Here is a 22380-nt window from a genome sequence, read left to right on the forward strand (position 1 = left end):
TCAGTTGCCGGCCCGCGTGGCGCCGCGGTCCGCCAGGGTGCGGGCGATCACGCCCAGGGCCTCGGGCCGGGCAAGACCCGCGTGGTCGGTGTCCAGGTGGTGCTCCTCGACCCGGCCGCTGACGTAGGGCCGCCAGCTGTCCGGGGTGAGCGCCGGGTCGGTGCGTCCGACGGTGGCCCCGAAGAAGACGAGGTCTCCGGCGAACGGCTGCGGCCTGAAGTCCGTGATGAGCCGCGTGTTGTTGAGGAAGACCGTGACCATGCGGCCCACGGACGCGTCGTCGAGGTTGGCCAGTGCGCTGCCGCTCTCGCCGAGGCGCTCCAGGACGGCGGCCCGCTCCAGGGGCGCGTCGCCGAAGGTCTCGGCGCGGTCGATGCCGGCGGCGTTGAGCAGGATCGCGAGGACCTGTTCCTCGCCGACCTCGTGCTCGGTGCCGTCGTAGGCGTCGGGATAGCCGTCGAGGACGGCGAGCAGCGTCACTTCGGCGCCTTCCGCCTGGAGGCGGGTGGCGACGGCGTGGGCGACCAGACCGCCGAAGGACCAGCCGAGGATCTCGTACGGGCCCTCGGGCACCGTCTTGCGGATCTGCTCCGCGTAGTCGCGGGCCATGGCGTCGATGTCGGCGGGCAGCGGCTCCTCGTGGCTCAGGCCGCGTGCCTGGAGCGCGTACAGGGGCTGGTCACGGTCGATGTGCCGCAGGAGCCCGGAGTAGATCCAGCCGAAGCCGCCGGCCGGGTGGACACAGAACAGCGGGGTGCCGCTGCCCGTGGCGCGCAGGGGGAGCACCACGCCGAACGGGTCGTGCTGGGCCGGTGAGCCGCCGTCGATGCGGGCGGCGAGCGCGGCGACGGTGGGTGCCTCGAAGAGGGTGCGGACGCCGACCTCGGTGCCGAGCCGGGCCCTGATGCGGCCGACGAGCCGGGTGGCCAGCATGGAGTGTCCGCCGAGTTCGAAGAAGTTGTCGTCGATGCCGACCCGCTCGGCGTCGAGGACCTCCGCGAACAGGCCGCACAGCAGTTCCTCGCGCGGCCCGCGCGGCAGTCGTCCGGCGCCGCCGCCCCACTCGGGCTCCGGCAGCGCCGCACGGTCGAGCTTGCCGTTGGGGGTCACCGGCAGGGCGGTCATCGGCACGAACGCGGCCGGGACCATGTAGTCGGGCAGCAACTGCTCCAGTTCGGCGCGCAGTTCCGCGGGGCGGACGTCCTGGCCGACGACGTAGGCGACCAGCACCTTGTCCCCGCCGCGCGGGCGGGCGACGACCACGGCACGGGTGACGCCCGGGTGGGTGGCGAGCGCGGTTTCGATCTCGCCGGGTTCGATGCGGAAGCCGCGGACCTTCACCTGCTGGTCGGCGCGCCCGAGGAACTCCAGGGCCCCGTCGGCATTGCGCCGGGCGATGTCGCCGGTGCGGTACATCCGGCCGCCCGCGTCGTCGAAGAGCTCTGCGTAGGGGTCGGCCGTGAAGCGCTCGGCGGTACGGGCCGCCTGGGCCAGGTAGCCGCGGGCGAGGCCGGCGCCCGCGATGTAGAGCTCGCCGGGGACGCCGGGCGGCACCGGCCGCAGCTTCTCGTCGAGGACGTAGGCGCGGGTCTCGTCCAGGGGGCGGCCGATCGGCACGGCGGCGGGCACCTGCCCGGCCTCGGTGAACCGGTGCCAGGTGCAGCCGAGGGTGATCTCGGTGGGCCCGTACAGGGCCTTGACCGTGGTGCCGGGGCAGGCCTGAAGGACCCGGCGGACGGCGGTGGGCGGGACCACGTCGCCACCGGTCCACACGTCCTTGACGCCCGCGAAGACCTCGGGGGCCTCGTCGGCGACGGCGCCGAGCAGGCCTGCGGTCAGCAGCAGCGAGGTGACGCCCTGTCCGGGCAGGACGCGGCGCAGCATGGTCGCGTCGACGTCCCCGCGGGGGGCGACGACGATGCGGCCGCCCGCGAGCAGCGGACTCCACAGCTCGTAGGTGGAGATGTCGAAGGCGTACGGGGAGTGCATGAGGACCCGCGACTCGGCGGCGGTCTCCCAGCAGCGGTCCACGGCGAGGGCGATGGCGTCGCGGTGGGTGATGCCGATGCCCTTGGGCAGGCCGGTGGAGCCGGAGGTGTACATGATGTACGCCAACTGGTCCGGCTGAACGGTGACTTCGGGGGCGGTGGCCGGCTCCCCCGTGAGCGGCCCGTCGTCCACGGCGAGGGTCCGGGTGCCCAGGCGGGCAGCGGTCTCCTCGTGGAAGGCGTCGGTGAGCAGCAGCGCCGCGCCGGTGTCCGTGAGGACGTGCCGCATCCGGTCCTCGGGATAGCCGGTGTGCAGCGGCACGTACACGCCACCCGCCTTGAGGACGGCGAGCGTGCTGACGACGAGGTGCGCGGAGCGTTCCTGGAGGACGGCGACCGGTGTCTCCGTCCGCACGCCCTCGGCGACGAGACGGTGCGCCAACTGGTTTGCCCGTGCCTCGAGTTGGGCGTAGGTGAGCGTGGTGGCGCCGGGTTCGGTGACGGCGATCGCGTGCGGGGTGCGGGCGGCGCGTTCGGCGACGCGCTGCGGGAGCGAGGCGTCGGCGGCGGCCCGGCCTGGGCGGTGCGCCGTGTCGTTCCAGCCGGTCAGCACCAGGTTCCGCTCGCCGGTGCCCAGGATCGGCACATCGGTGACGGTGGCGTCGGGGTCGGCGGCGACGTACCGCAGGAAGGCCACGAGGCGGTCCGTGAGTGCCTGCGCGGTGGCCGCGTCGAACAGGTCGGTGCTGTATTCGAGGACGGCGTCGATCCCCCGGGGTTCGCCGCTCGCGCCGTGCCGTTCGGCCAGGTTGAACGTCAGGTCGAACTTGGCGGCGCCGAGAGCGACGACCTCGGGCCGTGCGGTGAGCCCGGGCAGTTCGAGGACGGCCTCGGGGGTGTTCTGGAGGGCGAGCAGCACCTGGAAGAGCGGGTGGCGTGCCAGGGAGCGCCCGGGACTCAGCTCCTCGACGAGTTTGTCGAACGGCACGTCCTGGTTGGCGTACGCGGCGAGGTCGGACTCCCGTACCCGGTCCAGGAGTTCACGGAAGGTGGGGTCGCCGGAGGTGTCGGTGCGCAGGACGAGCGTGTTGACGAAGAAGCCGACGAGATCGTCGAGCGCGTCGTCGGTGCGGCCCGCGACGGGGCTGCCGACCGGGATGTCGGTGCCCGCGCCGTGCCGGGTCAGGACCGCGGACAGCGCGGCCTGCAGCACCATGAACAGGCTGCCGCCGCTGGAGCGGGCGAGCGCGAGGAGCTGCCGGTGCAGGTCGGCGTCGAGGGTACGGAAGACCGCCTCGCCGCGGTGCGCGGGAACGGCCGGGCGGGGCCGGGCGGCGGGGAGTTGCAGTTCGTCGGGCAGCCCGGCCAGGGCCTCCTTCCAGTACGCGCTCTGCCGGGCGATCGTGCTCGCCGGGTCGGACTCGTCGCCGAGCACCTCGCGCTGCCACAGCGTGTAGTCGGCGTACTGGACCGGCAGCGGCGCGAACTCGGGGGCGCGGCCCTTTCCGCGGGCCTCGTAGGCGGTGACCAGGTCGCGGGTGAGCGGGGCGAGGGACCAGCCGTCACCCGCGATGTGGTGCAGCAGGAGCAGCAGTACGTGCTCCCGCTCGTCGAGGCGGAACAGGACCGCCTTGAGCGGGAGGTCTGCCGTGAGGTCGAAGGAGTGCCGTGCCGCCGCGGCCAGGTCGGCTGCCAGGTCGTCCTCGGTGGTGTCGCGCCGGTGCAGGGCGGGGCGCGCGTCGGCCGGGGCGAGGATGTGCTGGCGGGGGCTGCCGTCCTCGCCCTCGGGGAAGACGGTGCGCAGCGTCTCGTGCCGGGCGCTCACGTCGGCGAGGGCCGCGGTGAGTGCGTCGGCGTCGAGGGTTCCGGTCAGGCGCAGGCCCACGGGCATGTTGTAGCCGGGGTCGTCGCCGGTGAGGCGGCCGAGGAACCACAGGCGGCGCTGGGCGGGCGAGAGCGGCAGCTCGGCCGGCCGTTCCATGGGGCGCAGTGCGGGGCGGCTGCCGCGCCCGGCGGCGTCGACGGCCTCACCGAGCCGGGCCACGGTGGGTCCCTCGAACAGGTCGCGCAGCGAGACCTCGGCGCCCAGGACCGTCCGGATGCGGCTGAGCAGCCGGGTCGCGAGGAGCGAGTGTCCCCCGAGGTCGAAGAAGTTGTCGTCGATGGAGATCTGTCCGGTGCCGAGGACTTCCGCGAACAGGCCGCACAGGATCTCCTCCCGCGGGCTGCGCGGGGCGCGGCCCGCTGCGTCGGGGGCCTCCGGCGCCGGCAGCGCGGCCCGGTCGAGCTTGCCGTTCGGGGTGAGCGGCAGCGCGTCAAGGACGGTGTACGCGGCGGGGACCATGAAGTCCGGCAGCCGTGCGGCCAGGTGGGCCCGTACGTCGCCGAGGTCGGCGCCCTCTCGGGTGACGAGGTAGGCCACGAGCCGGTCGCCGTGCGGCAGGGCCGCTGCCTGGACGATGTGCGGGTGCGCGGTGAGCGCCGCCTCGACCTCGCCGGGCTCGACGCGGAAGCCGCGGATCTTGACCTGGTGGTCGATACGCCCCGCGAACTCCAGCTGTCCGTCCGCGTTCCAGCGGCCGAGGTCACCGGTGCGGTACATACGGGTGCCTTCGGCGCCGTACGGGTCGGCGACGAAGCGGGCGGAGGTCAGGGCGGGCTGTCCCAGATAGCCACGGGCGACGCCCGCGCCGGCGAGGTACAGCTCGCCGGTGACGCCCGGCGGCACCGGGCGCAGCGCGCTGTCGAGGACGTACACCCGGTCGTGGTCGACGGGGCGTCCGATCGGTACGGCCTGCGGCCAGTCAGCGGGGTCGGCGGGCAGGGTGTGGGTGGTGACGGCGTGGGTCTCGGCGGGGCCGTACACGTTGTGCAGGCGCCGCCCCGGAACCGCGTACGCGAAGTCACGCATCCGCTCGGTCGGGGTGAGCGCCTCGCCGCCCTGGAGGATGTCCGTGAGGTGGGGCAGGGTGCGGCCCGCTTCGGCAGCGGCCTCGGCGACCGCCTCGACGACCAGGTTCGGCGCGAACAGCTCGGACACGTGGTGCTCGTCGAGCCAGCCGGCGAGCAGCTCAGCGCTGTGCCGGACCTCGTCGGACGGCACGAGGAGCGTCTTGCCCATGACGAGCGGGGAGAGGATCTCCTGGACGGAGAAGTCGAAGCCGATCGCGGTGAACTGGGCGGTGCGCACGCCCTGCCCGCCGGGGAAACGGCGGGCGTGCCAGGTCAGCAGGTTGACCAGGGCGCTGCCCGGCATGACGACGGCCTTGGGGGTGCCGGTGGACCCGGAGGTATAGATGACGTACGCCGGGTGCTGGGGCAGCAGCGGCGTGGTCCGGTCGGCGTCGGTGAGGTCCGTGTCGGAGTAGGCGGACAGGCCCTGTGGCATCGAGTCGAGCACGATCGCGGGACGGGCGTCGTCGATCATGAAGGCGATGCGTTCGGCGGGGTAGGACACGTCGACGGGCAGGTACGCCGCGCCGGTCTTGAGGACGGCGGCCATCGCCACGTACAGGTCCGGGCAGCGCGGCATCCGCAGCGCCACGATCCGTTCGGGCCCGGCGCCCAGCTCCACGAGGCGGCGTGCCAGCCGGTTGGCCCGGGCGTTGAACTGGGCGTACGTCAGCGACTCATTGCCGTGCACCAGTGCCAGAGCATCCGGCGTACGCGCCACTTGGCGTTCGAGAAGGTGGGGTACGCGCGCATCGGTGTCGCTCTCCGTTCCATCGGTCTCGTTCCACTCGTCCAGAACCCGGCGGCGTTCGGCGGGGTGCAGCAGTTCGACGCTGCCGACGGTGGTGTCGGGGTCGTCCGCGACGGCGTCGAGGAGTCGTTCGAGCCGGGTGACGAGCGCCTCGGCGGTGGCCCGCTCGAACAGGTCCGTGCTGTATTCCAGGGCGGCCTGGATGCCGCCGGGACCGCCGTCCCCCGCGCGCAGTTCGACCATGCTCAGGTGCAGGTCGAACTTGGCGACGCCGACGCCGACCGGCAGTGCCTCGGCCTCGAGGCCGGGCAGCGCGAGGCGGGCCTCCCCGCTGTTCTGGAAGGCCAGCATGACCTGGAACAGGGGGTGGCGGGCGAGGGAGCGCTGCGGGCGCAGCCGCTCCACGAGCTTCTCGAACGGCACGTCCTGGTTGGCGTATGCGGCGAGGTCTGACTCCCGTACCCGGTCCAGGAGTTCGCGGAAGGTGGGGTCGCCGGAGGTGTCGGTGCGCAGGACGAGCGTGTTGACGAAGAAGCCGACGAGGTCGTCGAGCGCGTCGTCGGTGCGGCCCGCGATGGGGCTGCCGACGGTGATGTCGGTGCCCGCGCCGTGCCGTGTGAGCAGCGCCGCGAACGCGGCCTGCAGCACCATGAACAGGCTCGCGCGGCTGGTGCCGGCGAGCGCGGCCAGGCGCTGGTGCAGTTCGGGTGTGATCCGGAACGGCACGGTGTCGCCGCGGTGGGTGGCGACGGCGGGCCGGGGCCGGTCGGTGGGCAGCTCCAGTTCCTCGGTGATGCCGTCGAGCCGGCCGGTCCAGTAGGCGAGCTGGTGTGCGTAGCGGCTGTCGGGGTCGTGCTCGTCACCGAGCAGTTCGCGCTGCCACAGCGTGTAGTCGGCGTACTGGACCGGCAGCGGCGCGAAGTCGGGGGCGCGGCCGGCGCGACGCGCGGCGTAGGCCTCGGTCAGGTCGCGGGCGAGCGGCGGCCAGGACCAGCCGTCTCCCGCGATGTGGTGCATGAGCAGCAGCAGGACGTGTTCCTGCTCGCCGAGCCGGAACAGGGTGGCGCGCAGCGGGAGTTCACCGGCGAGGTCGAAGCCGCGGCGGGCCGCCTCGGTGAGCTCCGCGCCGAGGCGCTCGGCGGTGGTGGACACGGTCTCGAAGGAGGGCCGCTCGGCGTCCAGGACCTGCTGGCGGGGGACGCCGCCGCGCTCCGGATAGACGGTGCGCAGCGTCTCGTGACGCCGCATCAGGTCGGTGAGGGCGGCGCGCAGGGCGTCCTGGTCGAGGTCGCCGGTGAGCCGCAGACTCATCGGGATGTTGTAGGTGGCGCTCGGGCCTTCCATGCGGTGCAGGAACCAGAGGCGGTACTGGGCGAAGGACAGCGGCATCTCGTCGGGACGGGTGCGTACGGTCAGTGCCGGGCGCGCGTCGTGCGCGCCGTCGACGCGCTCGGCGAGCGCGGCGACGGTCGGCGCCTGGAACAGGTCGCGGACGGCGAGTTCGGCGCCGAGGACGGTGCGGATGCGGCTGAGCAGCCGCGTCGCGAGGAGCGAGTGCCCGCCCAGGTCGAAGAAGCTGCGGTCGATGCCCACCTTGGGCAGCCCGAGCACCTCGGCGAACAGGGTGGACAGGATCTCCTCGCGGCGGGTGCGCGGGGCCTGCCCGGTGGCTTCGGTGCCCCAGTCGGGGGCGGGCAGCGCGTCCCGGTCGAGCTTGCCGTTGGCTGTCAGCGGCAGCGCGTCCAGCAGCACGTAGGCGGCGGGGGCCATGTGGGCGGGCAGCCGCTCGGCGACGAGGTCGCGCAGCTCGCCGGTGAGGCGGGAGTCCTCGTGGCCGCGGGCGGGATCGTTGGCGAGAGGGCGGTCGCCGCCGCGCGGGGTGTAGGCGGGGCCGTCGCCGGTGTACGCGTCGAAGGTGTCGTCGTGCGCGCCCCAGGTGCACACGGCGCCGAGGCCGCGCACCGCGTCGGGGTCGACGGCCCCCTCGGGCACGGGTCCGTCGAGGAGGCCGGCGGCCTCGGCGGCCCCGCCGCCGGTGAGCGCGGCGCGCGCCGCGCCTTCGCGCACGAGCCGGGCGTTGGGGATGCCGGTGACGCGCACGTGGCGCTCGCCCAGTGCCTCGGCCAGGCCCTCGAAGGTGTTCACGTCGGCGTTCCAGCGCAGGGTCCGCTCCGGCGCCACGGCTGCCGTGGGCCCGGCGGAACGGCGCAGGGTGACGTCGTAGCGGTGGCGGCTCATCTCGTTGTGGTGGGCGGCGTCGCGCAGGGTGACGTCCGCCGAGGCGAACAGCGGCTCCCGCGCGGCGAGGTCCGTGAAGAAGTCCGGGTCGAGGAGGAGTTCCTTCTCGGTGACCAGGGACTGCTCGACGGCGCGGCGCACCGCCGACGGGTCGGCGAAGGCGCCCGCGCGGCGCAGTTCGACGGCCGTGCGGAAGGTGCGCAGGGTCCGCAGGTTACGGAGGTCGCCGAGGAAGACGGTGCCGCCCGGGGCGAGCAGTCGCGCGGCCGCGCGAAGGACGTCGGCGAGGTAGCCGGCGTTCGGGAAGTACTGGACCACCGAGTTGACGACGACGGTGTCGAACCGGCCCTCGGGCAGGCCCTCCGTCTCGTGCGCGGCCCGCGCGCGGACGGTGACCTTCGCGGACAGTTCGGGCCGGGCGTCCAGGTGGGTCCGGAGCTGGGCGACGACGCTCGTCGACAGGTCCGTGCCCCAGTACTCCTCCACGTGCGGGGCCACCTGCGAGAGGATCAGGCCGGTGCCGCAGCCGATCTCCAGGACCCGGCGCGGACGCAGCGCGAGGACCCGCTCGACGGTCGCGGACCGCCACTCCCGCATCTCGTCCAGGGGGATCTCCTCGCCGGTGTAGCTGCTGTTCCAGCCGGAGAAGTCCTCGCCGAACACGCGGCCGGGCTCGGCCTCGTAGAGCTGCTCGTACGTCTCCTGCCACATGCCGACCTGTTCGGTGCCGCGCGCCTCGTCCTCGGTGCCGCCCTGGGTGTCGCGCACCAGGTAGGCGACGAGCCGCTTGTCGCCGCTTGTGGCGGGGCCGTCCTCGCGGGCGACGACGGCGGCCGTGGCGACGGACGGGTGCGCGGTGAGCGCCGCCTCGACCTCGCCGGGCTCGACGCGGAAGCCGCGGATCTTGAGCTGCCGGTCGGCGCGGCCGGCGAACTCGAGCTGCCCGTCGGTCCGCAGCCGCGCGAGGTCGCCGGTGCGGTACATGCGGGCGCCGGTCTCACCGAACAGGAGCGCGTACGGGTCGGGGACGAACCGCTCGGCGGTCAGTTCCTGGCGGCCCAGATAGCCGCGGGCGAGGCCGGCGCCGGCGACGTACATCTCGCCGGTGACGCCGGGCGGCACGGGCCGCAGCCGCTCGTCGAGGACATACACGCGCGCGCCGTCGACGGGGCGGCCGATCGGCGGGACGACGGCCCCGGCCAACGGTGCGCTCAAGGTGGCGCACACGGTCGTCTCGGTGAGGCCGTACGCGTTGACCATGCGGCGGTCGGGGGCGAACCGCTCGCTCTGGTCGGCGGCCGTGGTGTCGCCCGCGACGATCAGGTCCGTGCCGGGCGGCAGCGCACCGTCGGGCAGGGCGGGAAGAGCGCTCGGCGGGAGGGCGATCAGCGTGACGCCCTGGTCGCGTACGAGGCGTGCGAGGCCGGGGCCCGGCAGGAGTTCGTCCGGCGTGGCGATGACCAGACCGGCGCCGGTGAGCAGGGCGGAGGTGAGCTCCCACAGGGCCGCGTCGAAGCTGATCGAGGCGAAGTTGAGGACGCGGCTGTGCGGGCCGAGACCGAAGGCGGCGGCCTGCGCGGGGAGCGTCGCCGCGGCGGCGCGGTGCGGCACCACGACGCCCTTGGGCAGACCGGTGGAGCCGGAGGTGTAGATGACGTACGCCGGGTGCTGGGGCAGCAGCGGGGTGAGTCGGTCGGCATCGGTGAGGGCCGTGTCCGGGTACTCGCTCAGGTCCTGCGGGAGCGATTCGAGGACCAGCGCCGGGCGGGCGTCGGCGCGCATGTGCGCGATGCGGTCGGCCGGATAGTCCGGGTCGATGGGGAGATAGGCGGCGCCGGACTTCCACACGGCGAGCACCGCGGTGAACAGGTCGAGGGAGCGGGGCAGTTGGAGGGCGACGATGCGCTCCGGTCCCGCGCCCTGTGCGACGAGGTGGCGGGCGAGCCGGTTGGCGCGGGCGTCGGCCTGCCCGTACGTGAGCGACCGGGTCCCCATGACCAGCGCGGTGGCGTCGGGGGTGCGGGCGGCCTGTTCCTCGAAGAGCGCGGTGAGGGTGCGCTCCGTCCTGTCGGGCGCGCCGGCGGGGAGGTTGAAGTCGACGAGCACGTGGTGGCGCTCGGCGGGGCCGAGCAGGTCGACGGAGCCGATGGTGCGCTGCGGGTCGTCGGCGACGGCGTCGAGGAACCGCACCAGTCGCTCGCCGAGGGCCTCCACGGTGGCGCGCTCGAAGAGTTCGGTGCTGAACTCCCAGTCGCCGCGGATGCCGGCGCGGACGCCGTCGGCGGTGTGCTCCTCGACGACGGCGAGGCCGAGGTCGAACTTGGCGAAGCCGACGCGGACGGGCTCCGCGGCGACCTCAAGGCCGGGCAGGGCGAGGTCGGCGGCGGGCATGGACTGCAGGGCGAGGACGACCTGGAAGAGCGGGTTGCGCGCGAGGGTGCGCTCCGGGTTGACCTCCTCGACGAGCTTCTCGAACGGCAGGTCCTGGTGCGTGTACGCGGCGAGGTCGAACTGCCGCACACGCTTGACCAGTTCGGCGAACGACGGGTCGCCGGAGGTGTCGGTGCGCAGGACGAGCGTGTTGACGAAGAAGCCGACGAGGTCGTCGAGCGCGTCGTCGGTGCGGCCCGCGATGGGGCTGCCGACGGGGATGTCGGTGCCCGCGCCGTGCCGTGTGAGCAGCGCCGCGAACGCGGCCTGCAGCACCATGAACAGGCTGCTGTCCGAGGCCTTCGCGAGCGCGGTCAGCTTCTCGTGGAGCTCGGCGGCGATGCGGAACGGCACGGTCTCGCCCCGGTGGCTCGCGACGACGGGCCGCGCGTGGTCGGTGGGCAGCTCCAGATGTGCGGGAGCCCCCTTCAGCGCCTCGCGCCAGTGGGCCAGCTGAGCACCGTGCAGCGACCCGTCGTCGTCCGCGTCACCGAGCAGCTCGCGCTGCCACAGCGTGTAGTCGGCGTACTGGACCGGCAGCGGCGCGAAGTCGGGGGCGCGTCCGGCGCACCGCGCGGCGTAGGCGCGTCCGAGGTCACGGGCGAGCGGGGCCAGGGACCAGCCGTCGCCCGCGATGTGATGCAGCAGCAGGAACAGCACGTGCTCGCGCTCGCCGAGCTCGAACAGCGTGGCGCGCAGCGGGAGTTCGTGGGTGAGGTCGTAGGGCTGCGCGGTGGCCCCGGAGAGCCGCTCGCCGAGTGTGGCCTCCTCGGCGGGTACGACGTCCAGGGCGGGGGCGGCCTCACCGGGCGGCAGGATGTGCTGGTAGGGCTCGCCCTCGTGGCTCGGGTAGACGGTGCGCAGTGTCTCGTGGCGGGTGGTCAGGTCGGCGAGGGCGGCTCGCAGCGCGGCCCGGTCCACGTCGCCGCGCAGCCGCAGCGTCAGCGGGATGTTGTAGGTGCTGTTGGGGCCGTCGAGGCGGCCCAGGAACCACAGCCGGCGCTGGGCGTGCGACAGCGGCAGCCGCTCGGGGCGCTCGGCCGGGGCCAGGGCGGGGCGGGCCCCCGACGCCTGGTCGAGGCGGCCGCCCAGGCCCGCGACGGTCGGCGCGTCGAACAGGTCGCGCAGGGAGACCTCGGTGCCGAGGACGGTGCGGATGCGGCTGATCAGCCGGGTGGCGAGCAGCGAGTGCCCGCCCAGGTCGAAGAAGTTGTCGTCGATGCCGACCTGCGGGACCTTGAGCACGGCCGCGAAGAGGGTGCACAGGATCTCCTCGCGGGGCGAGCGCGGCCCGCGCCGGACCGTGGTCACCTGGGGTGCGGGCAGTGCGGCCCGGTCGAGCTTGCCGTTGGGGGTGAGCGGCAGCTCGGGCAGGGTGACGATCGCGGCGGGGACCATGAACTCCGGCAGCGAGCGGGCGAGTTCGGTGCGCAGGGCCGTCGTGTCGAGGAGGCTGCCGGGGCCGTTCGCCGGGACGACGTAGGCGACCAGACGCTTGTCACTGCTTCCGGCGGGACCGTCCTCGCGGGCGAGTACGGCGGCACGGGCGACGGCCGGGAGCGCGGTGAGCGCGGACTCGATCTCGCCGGGCTCGATGCGGAAGCCGCGGATCTTGACCTGGTGGTCGGCGCGGCCCGCGAACTCCAGCTGTCCGTCCGCGTTCCAGCGGCCGAGGTCGCCGGTGCGGTACATACGGGTGCCCGCGGCGCCGTACGGGTCGGCGACGAACCGCTCGGCGGTCAGCACGGGCCGGTTCAGATAGCCGCGTGAGACGCCCGCGCCGGCCAGGTACAGCTCGCCGACGGCGCCGGGCGCCACCGGGCGCAGCGCGCTGTCGAGGACGTAGACGCGGGCCCCGGAGACGGGGCGGCCGATCGGGGCGGGCTCGGTCCAGGCCATCGGGTCGTCGGGCAGGGCGGTACCGGTCATCACATGGGTCTCGGCGGGCCCGTAGTGGTTGTGCAGCCGCCGCCCCGGCACGGCGGCGACGAAGTCGCGCACGGCGGGGCCGAGCGACAGGGCCTCACCCGCCTGGGCGATGTGGCGCAGGGCGGGCAGGGTGCGGCCCGCTTCGGCGGCGGCCTCGGCGACGGCCTCGATGACGAGGCTGGGCGCGTACAGCTCGGCGACGTCGTGCTCGTCGAGCCAGGCGGTGAGCTGCTCCGCGCTGCGCCGCACGTCCTCGGCCGGGACGGCGAGGGTCTTGCCGTGCAGCAGGGTGGCGAGGATCTCCTGGGCGGCCACGTCGAAGCCGATGGTGGTGAACTGTGCGACGGCGGTGCCCGGTTCGCCGGGTATCTCCCGCTGGTGCCAGGCGAGCAGGTTGACCAGGGCGCTGCCCGGCATGACGACGGCCTTGGGGGTGCCCGTGGAACCGGACGTGTAGATGACGTACGCCGGGTGCTGGGGCAGCAGCGGCGTGGTCCGTTCGGCGTCGGTGAGGTCCGTGTCCGCGTAGGCGAGCAGGTCCTGGCCGCTCTCCTCGCCGGTGAGGACCACGGCGGGCCGGGCGTCGTCCATCATGAAGGCGATGCGCTCGGCCGGGTAGGCGACGTCCACCGGGAGGTAGGCGGCGCCGGTCTTGAGGACGGCGAGCAGCGCCACGTACAGGTCGAGGGAGCGCGGCAGCCGCAGCGCGACGGTCTCCTCGGGGCCCGCGCCCTGCTCGACGAGTCGGCGCGCCAGCCGGTTGGCGCGCGCGTTCAGCTCGGCGTACGTCAGCGACTCGTCGCCCACGGCCAGGGCGGTGACGCCGGGGGTGCGGGCGGCCTGTTCCTCGAACAGTGCGGCCAGGGTGCGCTCGGGTGCCGGGGCGCCGCTCGCGTTGAACTCCTCGACGACCAGGCGGCGTTCGTCGCCGGACAGCAGGTCGAAGCGGCCCACGGGCAGGTCGGCGCCGTGCTCGGCGATGTCGGACAGCAGCGCGTCGAGCCGCCCGAGCAGCCTGCGCGCGCCCGCCTCGTCCACCACGTCGCCCCGGTGGTCGAGGCGGAAGCGGATGGTGTCGCCGGGGATGGCGAGCAGGCTCAGCGGGTAGTGGGTGGCGTCGCCGACCTCGAAGCCCGCGAGGCGCAGGCCCCGGGACTCGGCGCGCAGGACGGCCGGGTCGAGGGGATAGTTCTCGAACACCACGACGGTGTCGAAGAGTTCGCCGGTGCCGGCCGCCGCCTGCACCTCGGTGAGGGACAGGTGCCGGTGCTCGATCAGAGCGGCCTGCTCCTGCTGGACGCGGCCGAGGAGCTCGCCGAGGGTCTCGGACGGGCGGACGCGGACGCGGACCGGCAGGGTGTTGATGAACATGCCGATCGTCGACTCGATGCCGGGTATCTCCGGCGGGCGGTGGGCGACGGTCGCGCCGAACACGACGTCGTCGCGGCCCAGTTCACGGCCGAGCAGCAGCGCCCAGGCACCCTGCACCAGCGTGTTGGGGGTGATGTTGCGGGAGCGGGCGAGCGCCGTGAGCCGAGTGGTGGTCGCGGCGTCGATCTCGTGCCAGATCTGGCCGGGCAGGGCGGACCCGCCGGCCGCGCCCCGGCCGGCTCCGGCGCCCGCGACCAGGCTCGGTCCCTCGAGATCCGCGAAGGCGGCGCGCCAGGCGGCGCGCGCCGCGTCGTCGTCGCGCCCGGCGAGCCAGCCCAGGTAGGCGCGGTAGGGGGTGACGGGCGGCAGGCCCGCGTCATCGCCGAACTGCCCGTAAAGCGTGAACAGTTCGCGTACGAGCAGCGGCATCGACCAGCCGTCGAGGAGCAGGTGGTGCGTGGTGAGGACGAGCTTGTGGTGCTCGGGGGCGAGGGCGAGCAGCCCGAAGCGGATCAGTGGCGGGGCGCCCGGGTCGAAGCGCTCGGCGCGGTCGTCGGCGACGTACGCCGCGACGGCGCGCTCGCGCTCCTCGTCGCCGAGCCCGGTGAGGTCGCGGGTCCGCCAGGGCAGCGGCACCTCGTGGGGCACGAACTGGACGGGCCGTTCGACGTTCTGCTGCCAGAAGCCCGCGCGCAGGTTGGGGTGGCGGCGCAGCAGGGTGCGGGCGGCCGCCAACAGGTCGTCCTCTGCGAGCGGGCCGCGCAGCTCGAAGACCATCTGGACGGTGTAGACGTCCGTGCCCTCGGCCTCGGCGCCGTAGGTGACCTGGAAGAGGAGACCTTCCTGGAGCGGGGACAGGGGCAGAACGTCGGCGAGTCCGGACTGCGTCATCGGGCTACCTTCCAGGCGGCTTCGAGCTGGTCGATCTGGTCCTGGCTGAGTGAGACCAGGGACAGGTCGGAGGGAGTGATGCCGCCCGCGTCGGGACGTTCGGCATGGGTGACGAGGGCCTTGAGGGCGCGGAACCAGGTCTCGCCGAGGTCGCGCACGGCGGCCTCGTCGAGGAGCCGGCCCGCCCAGGTCCACACGGCCTGCAGCCGGGGGCCCGAACTCCCGTCACGGGTGAGGGCGTTGACCTCGACGGCGTGCGCCAGGGGCAGATCGGCGTCGGTGCCGTCGCCGATCGCGTCGGCGTCGGGGGCGGCGGTCCACAGACCGCCCTCCTCACCGAGGAACCGGCCCAGGTAGTTGAACCCGAGGTCGGGCGTGCCGTGCGGGGCGAGCGCGGCGAGGCTGCGGCCGGTGCGGGCGTCGAGGTGACGGAGCAGGCCGTGGCCGATGCCGCCGTCGGAGATCTCGCGCAGCTGCTCCTTGATCCGCTTGACGGCCTGCCCTGCGGCGGGGCCGCCCGCGAGGGCGTCGGCGCGGTCGAGGGCGCCGGGGGCCAGCCGTACGGGGTACATGCTGGTGAACCAGCCGACGGTGCGGGAGAGCTCGGCGCCGCTGCCGCCGGGCTCGCGGCCGTGCCCTTCGAGGTCGATGAGGACGGCGTCGACGTCACCGAGGCCCCGGCGGCGGCGCCAGTCGGCGACGGCGAGCGCGAACGCGGTGAGCAGGACGTCGTCGACGCGCCCGTTGAACGCGGCGGTGACGGTGGTGAGCAGCGCGGAGGTGGTCGCGCCGTCCAGGTCGATGCTCAGGCTGCGGGCGGTGGCGGCGGTGTCCAGCCCCGGGTCGAGCGGCTGCGCGGTCACGGGCGCGGCGCCACCGGCCAGCGTCCTGGTCCACAGGGCGAGTTCGGCCGTCCGTTCGGGCCGCGCGGCCTCTTCGGCGAGGTAGCGCGCCCAGGCGCGGAAGGGCGTGCCGACGGGCGGCAGGGACCCGGTGACGCCCGGCTCCGTGGCCTCCCAGGCCGCCTTCAGGTCGGGCAGCAGGATGCGCCAGGAGACGCCGTCGACGACCAGGTGGTGGAGGGTCAGCAGGAGGCGGCCAGGCCGGCCCGGGCCCGCGTCCAGCCAGACGGCCCGGCCGTTGCGCCCGGCGAACGGGTCGAGGCGGTCCCGGGCGGCCGCGGCTTCCTCGGCGGCCAGGGCGCGCAGCGCCGCGTCGTCGAGTCCGGCGGCGTCCACGCGGCGCACCCAGTCCTCGGCGTGTGCGCCGCCGGGGGCGTCGATCCGCATCGACCAGCTGTCGCCGTCGCGCGTGAACACCGCGCGCAGCACGTCGTGGTGGTCGATGAGGGTGCGCAGCGCGGCGACGAGCCGGGCCTCGTCGAGCTCCGCGGGGACCGCGACCACCATCGACTGGCTGAACGCCTCGACGGGGCCGCCGCGTTCGCGCAGCCAGTGCATGATCGGGGTGAGCGGTACATCGCCCGTCGCCGCCGACGCGAGGGCTCCCTGCCGGGGTGGGGCGGGCTCCTCGGCGAGGGTCTCGGCGACGCCGGCGAGCGCGGCGACCGTCTTGTGCTCGAAGACCTGCGTGGCGGTCAGCGAGAGCCCTGCGCGCCGGGCCTTGCCGACGAGCTGGATGACCATGATGCTGTCGCCGCCGCGGTCGAAGAAGCTGTCGTCGATCGAGACGCCGTCGGCGCCGAGCACCTCGGCGAACAGCACCGCGAGCAGCTCCTCGCGCGGGGTTCGCGGGGCGCGCCCGGCCGATTCGGCGGCGCCGAAGTCGGGGGCGGGCAGGGCCCGCCGGTCGAGCTTGCCGTTGGCGGTGAGCGGCAGCGCGTCCAGGCCCACGAACGCGGCGGGCACCATGTAGTCGGGCAGCGCCGCCGCGACGTGCCGGCGCAGCACGGCGGTGTCGACGTCGGCGCCGGGCGCGGCGACGACGTAGGCGACGAGCCGCTTGGCGTTGTTCGCGAGGGACCCGTCCTCGCGGACGAGGACGGCGCACTGGGCGACGCGCGGGTGGGCGCCGAGCACGGACTCGATCTCGCCGAGCTCGATCCGGAAGCCGCGCACCTTGACCTGGTGGTCGGCGCGGCCGAGGAACTCCAGGATGCCGTCGGGGCGGCGGCGCACCAGGTCGCCGGTGCGGTACATGCGGGCGCCCGGCGCGGCCGCGAACGGGTCGGCGACGAACCGCTCCGAGGTGGCGTCGGGCCGCTTGAGGTAGCCGCGGGCGAGCCGGGCGCCGCCGATGTACAGCTCGCCGCTCACGCCGGGCGGTACGGGGCGCAGCAGGTCGTCGAGGACGTGGCAGGTGGTGTTGTCCAGGGGGGTGCCGATGGGGACGGTGCTCTCCTGCTCCCAGGGGGCCCGCATGAAGTGGTGGGTGGCGAAGGTGGTGGCCTCGGTGGGTCCGTAGCCGTCGACGACCATCGTCGTCGGGGACGCCGCGAGCACCCGGCTGACGGCGGCCGGGGAGACGACGTCGCCGCCGGTCCACACCTCGCGTACGCCGGTGAAGCAGCCGGGGGACTCCTCGGCGAGCAGGTTGAACAGGCCGGACGTGAGCCACATGCCGGTGACCCTGCCGTCCACGATCGCCCGTTCCAGGGCCCGGGTGTCCAGGTCCCCGGGGGGCGCGACGACGACGGCGCCGCCGGACAGCAGGGGCACCCACAGCTCGTACTGGGAGGTGTCGAAGGAGTACGGGGAGTGGAGCAGCACGCGCTCCTGGTTGCCGGTGCGCCAGCAGTGGTCGGCGGCGAGGACGCCGACGTCGCCGTGTGTGATGGCGACGCCCTTGGGGTTGCCGGTGGAGCCCGACGTGTACATCACGTAGGCGAGCTGGTGCGGGTGGGCGGGGACGACGGGCAGCGCGTCGCCCTCGTCCGGGAGCGCGTCGACCACGAGTACTTCGGCGTCGCCCGCCCAGGACGCGCAGGCGTGTTCGGCGTCGGTGACACGGTCGGTGAGCAGGACGCGCGCGCCGACGTCGCCGGTGATCAGGCCCATCCGGGCGGCCGGGTAGCGGGTGTTGAGCGGCACGTAGAACCCGCCGGTGCGCAGCACTGCGAGCAGGGACACGACCAGGTCGGCCGAGCGCTGCTGAAGGACGGCGACGGCCGACTCGCGGCCGATGCCGGACTCGGCGAGCCGCCGCGCGAGCCGCCCGGACCTCAGGTCGAGCTCGGCGTAAGTGAGTTCGGTGCCGTCGTCGCCGACCACGGCGACGGCGTCGGGGGTGCGGGCGGCCTGCGCGGCGAACTGCTCGGCGAGCCCGGTGGCCGGGACGGGCCTCGCGGTGTCGTTGTAGTGGGCGAGCAGGGCGCTCTCGGTGGCGTCGAGGAGCTCGTGGGCGCCGACGGGCGTGTCGGGGGCGGCGACGGCCGCGTCGAGCAGGGCGAGGAAGCGGCGTACGACGGTCTCGGCGGTGGCCCGGTCGTACAGCGCGACGTCGTACTCGAGATCGCCGTCGATTCCCGCGAACTCCCCCGCGCCGGTGCGGTGCTCGACCACGTTGAAGGTGAGGTCGAACTTGGCGACGCCGAAGTCGACCGGCTCGCGCCGGACCTCGACGCCCCGCAGCTCGGCGGGGGCCTCGAAGTCCTGGTAGGAGAGGACCACTTGGAACAGCGGATGGCGGGCGGCCGAGCGTTCGGGCTGGAGCCGCTCCACGACGCGGTCGAAGGGCACGTCCTGGTGGGCGTACGCGGCCAGGGCGGCGGTGCGGACGCGGGCGAGCAGTTCGGTGAAGGAGGGATCGCCCGAGGTGTCGGTGCGCAGCACGACGGGGTTGACGAAGAAGCCCACGAGGGCGTCGAGGGCGCTGTCGGGGCGTGAGGCGGTGGGGCAGCCGATGGAGATGTCGGTGCCCGCGCCCAGACGGCTGAGCAGCGCGGTCAGCGTGGCCTGGAGCACCATGTGGCAGGTGGATCCGTGAGTGCGGGCGAACGCGTCGATGCGGGCGTGCAGGGCGGGCGCGATGTCGAGAGGGACGGAGCCGCCGCGGTGCTCGGCCACCGGCGGGCGGGGCCGGTCGGCGAGCAGTTCCAGCTGGTCGGGCGCGCCGGCCAGGTTCCGCTCCCAGTGGGCGAGCTGGCGTCCGGCGAGGCTGCCCGGGTCCCGCTCGTCGCCGAGCAGGTCGCGCTGCCACAGGGCGAAGTCGGCGTAGCCGACCGGCAGCGGCGGGAGGTCGGGCGCGTGCCCGGCCAGCCGGGACGCGTACGCGGCGGACAGGTCGCCGAGCAGGGGGCGCAGCGACCAGCCGTCGCCGGCCACGTGGTGCATCAGCAGCAGCAGTACGTTGTCCCCGTCGGGCAGCGTGAACAGGTAGGCCCGGATGGGGAGTTGGCAGTCGAGGTTGAACGGGGTGCGGGCCGCGGCGGTGAGTTCGTCCGGCAGCCTCTCGGGCTCGATCCGGGACTCGATGACCCAGGGCCTGGCCTCCTCGGGCGGCAGCAGCCGCGGGGCGGCGCCGCGCTCCCCGCGGGGGTAGACCGTACGCAGGCTCTCGTGGCGGGTGACCAGGTCGTGCAGGGCCTCGCGCAGGGCGATCCGGTTGAGGGCGCCGGTGATCCGCAGGGCGATCGGCATGTTGTAGGTGGGTGCGGCCCCCTCCACCTCGCGCAGGACCCACATGCGGTGCTGGGCGTACGACATGGGGGGCTCGTCACCGTGCGCCGCGGGGCGCAGCGGGGGCCGGGCGGCCCTCGCTGCCCCGGCCACGCGTGCGGCGAGGCCGGCCGGCGTCGGCGCCTCGAAGAGGTCCTGGATGGTGATCTCGGCGCCGAGCGCCTCGCGCACGGCGCCGGTGAGCCGCCCGGCGAGCAGGGAGTGGCCGCCGAGGGTGAAGAAGTCGCTGTCGCCGCCGACGCGGGCGGTGTCGCCGACGCCCAGGACGTCGGCGAAGATCCGGCGCAGTGCCTCCTCCTCGGGTCCTGCGGCGGGCGCGGCGGCCTCGCGGGGCTCGTCGGGAGCGGCGGGCGCGGGCAGCACGGCCCGGTCGAGTTTGCCGTTGGCGGTCAGCGGCAGCGCGTCGAGCGGGGTGAAGGAGGCGGGCACGCAGTGTGCGGGCAGCGTCGCGGCGAGCAGGCGGCGCCAGTCGGCAGGGTCGGGGGTGTGTCCGGTGACGGGCACCGCGTAGGCGGCGAGCCGCTTGTCGCCCGGCCGGTCCTCCCGGACCACGACCGCGGCCTCGGCGACGCCGGGGTGCGCGACGAGCGCGGACTCGATCTCGCCGAGTTCGATGCGGAACCCGCGGATCTTCACCTGGTGGTCGCCGCGGCCCAGATAGTCGAAGGTGCCGTCGTCCAGGAGCCGCACCAGGTCACCGGTGCGGTACATGCGGGTGCCGGGCGGGCCGTAGGGGTCGGCGACGAAACGGTCGGCGGTCAGGTCGGGGCGGCCGAGGTAGCCGCGGGCGAGGCCGGGGCCGGACACGTACAACTCGCCCGTGAATCCGGCGGGAACGGGGCGCAGCGCGGAGTCGAGGACGCGGGTGCGCAGGTCGGTGAGGGGGCCGCCGACGAAGGACCGGGCACCGGGAACGGCGTGTTCCGGGCCGAGGGGCGCGCAGGTGACGTGCACGGTCGTCTCGGTGATGCCGTACATGTTGACCAGCCGGGCCGCGTCGGCGCCGCGCCGCGCGTACCAGTTCGCCAGCCGCGCGGGCTCCAGTGCCTCGCCGCCGAACACCACCTGGCGCAGGGCGAGTTCGGGGGCGTCGGCGCCGCGTTCACGGTCGGCGGTGTCGAGCTGGTGGAAGGCGGTCGGGGTCTGGCTGAGGACGGTGACCCGTTCGCGGGCGAGCAGGTCGAGGAAGCGGTCGGGCGAGCGGCTGACCGTGTACGGCACGACGACGAGACGACCCCCGTGGAGCAGCGCTCCCCAGATCTCCCAGACGGAGAAGTCGAAGGCGTAGGAGTGGAACAGGGTCCACACGTCGTCGGCGCCGAAGTCGAACCAGCGGCCGGTGGCGGAGAACAGCCGCAGCACGTTGGCGTGCGGGATCACGACACCCTTGGGCCGGCCGGTCGAGCCGGAGGTGTAGATGACGTACGCGGGGTGCGAGGCGTCCGCCCGGACCCCCGGGTCGGTGTCCGGGTACGCGCTCAGGTCCTGGCGCATCGCCTCGGGGTCGAGCACGAGGACGGGCCGCGCGTCCTCGAGCATCCAGGCGCGCCGGTCCGCGGGGTAGTCGGGGTCCACCGGCAGGTAGGCGGCGCCGGACTTCAGAACGGCGAGCAGCGCGACGACCAGGTCGGGCGAGCGTGGAAGGGTGAGGGCGACGAGCCGCTCGGGTCCGGCGCCGGCCGCGACGAGGCGGTGGGCCAGGCGGTTGGCGCGGGCGTCGAGTTCGGCGTACGTGAGGTGGTCGCCCTCGTGGCTGACGGCGACCGCGTCGGGGGTGGCGGCGGCGCGGGCCACGAACCGTGCGTGCAGGGTGCCGGTCGCGGCCGCCTCCTGCGGGTCGCCGTCGGTCGGCGTCTCCCCGGCGTGCAGTCGGGCCAGGGGCGTGTCGGGGTCCGCGGCGGCGAGGGCGCGCAGGAAGCGGGTGAAGCGCTCCAGGTGCGCGGCGGTCTCCGCCTCGCCGTACAGGTCCGGGTTGGCCTCGACATCGATGCGCAGCCCGGTGTCGCCCGGCTCCTCGTACACGGAGAACTTCAGGTCGTCGACGGGTCCCGTGGACACCGGGTGCACGGAGGCGGCCGCCTCGCCGAAGTCCAGGGCCCGCTGATAGGGCATCACATTGACGACCGGCCCGTAGCCGCGCTCACCGACCAGACCGAGGTCGCGGCGCGCCTCCTCGTACGGGTAGCGCTGGTGCCGCAGCACGGGGACGAGGGCGTCACGGACGTCGGCGACCAGCTCGGCGAGCGGGGCGGCGGGGCGCGGTGCGACGTACAGCGGGAGGACGTTGGCGACCATGCCGGGGGTGCGGCGGGCGGCGGCGGTGAGGCGCGCGGTGACCGGCATTCCCAGGGTGATGCCCGGCTCTCCTGTCAGCCACTGGACGTACGCGGCGACAGCGGCGGGCGCGACGACCTGCCAGCCGGTCTCGGCGGCGGCGGCGACGGCGGTGAGACCCGCCAGCACGTCACGGCCCAGGAAGGCGGTGTGCCGCCGGGCGTGCGGCGCGGCGGGCGCGGTGGACCCGGCGAGAGTGACGGGAGTGCGGCGCGGGGCGGCGAGCCAGTGTGCGCGGTCCCGGTCGTGGGCGGGCGAGTCGCGCCACGCGGCCTCGGCGTCGGTCAGCTCGCGTGCGGAGCAGTCGGGTCCGGCGACGGCACCGGTGTAGGCGCGGGCGACGCGTTCGGCGACGAGCCGGAACCCGTAGCCGTCGATGAGGAGGTGGTGGACGTGGCTGAACCAGCGGTGGGACCCCTCCCCCAGTGTGAACAGCGCCTGGGTGAACAGGGGCCCGCCGCCGGCGGCGTCGAGGGGGCGCGCGATGACGTCCCGCATCCAGGCGTCGGCGGCGGCCGCCGGGTCGGGCGAGTTGCTGACGTCGATCCGGTGGACCGTGAAGGAGGGGTCCGCGTCGGCGCTCTGTGTGACGGTCCCGTCGGCTTCGGGGTGGAAGCGCAGCCGCAGCGCGTCGGTGCGGGCGATGACGTCGCGCAGCGCCCTCTCGAAGCGGTCCGCGTCCAGCGGGCCGGTGAGTTCGACGTACTCGCCGGTGTTGTAGACGGGGCTGTGCGGGTCCCGGGCCTGGGCGAACCAGATGCCGAGCTGGGCCGCCGTCAGTGGCAGACGCGTGCCGTCAGGAACGGGAACAGACACTCTTCCCCCAAAGTCCGGGCCGTCCGCTGCTGGTCGGCGCAGT

General features: G+C 74.4%; 2 protein-coding genes. Both read right to left on the reverse strand.

Going from position 1 to position 22380, the window contains the following annotated elements; translation table 11 throughout:
* Positions 1–14550, reverse strand: a complete 14550-nt coding sequence (locus tag OG574_RS52160) for a non-ribosomal peptide synthetase (RefSeq protein ID WP_326779376.1) — start codon at positions 14548–14550, stop codon at positions 1–3.
* A complete protein-coding gene (locus OG574_RS52165; protein WP_326779377.1) occupies positions 14547–22337 on the reverse strand; it encodes a non-ribosomal peptide synthetase in 7791 nt (2596 codons plus the stop codon). Before OG574_RS52165 ends, OG574_RS52160 begins: the two co-directional genes overlap by 4 nt.
* Positions 22338–22380 lie beyond the last annotated feature (43 nt).

It is taken from the genome of Streptomyces sp. NBC_01445 (assembly GCF_035918235.1).
Classification (GTDB): domain Bacteria; phylum Actinomycetota; class Actinomycetes; order Streptomycetales; family Streptomycetaceae; genus Streptomyces.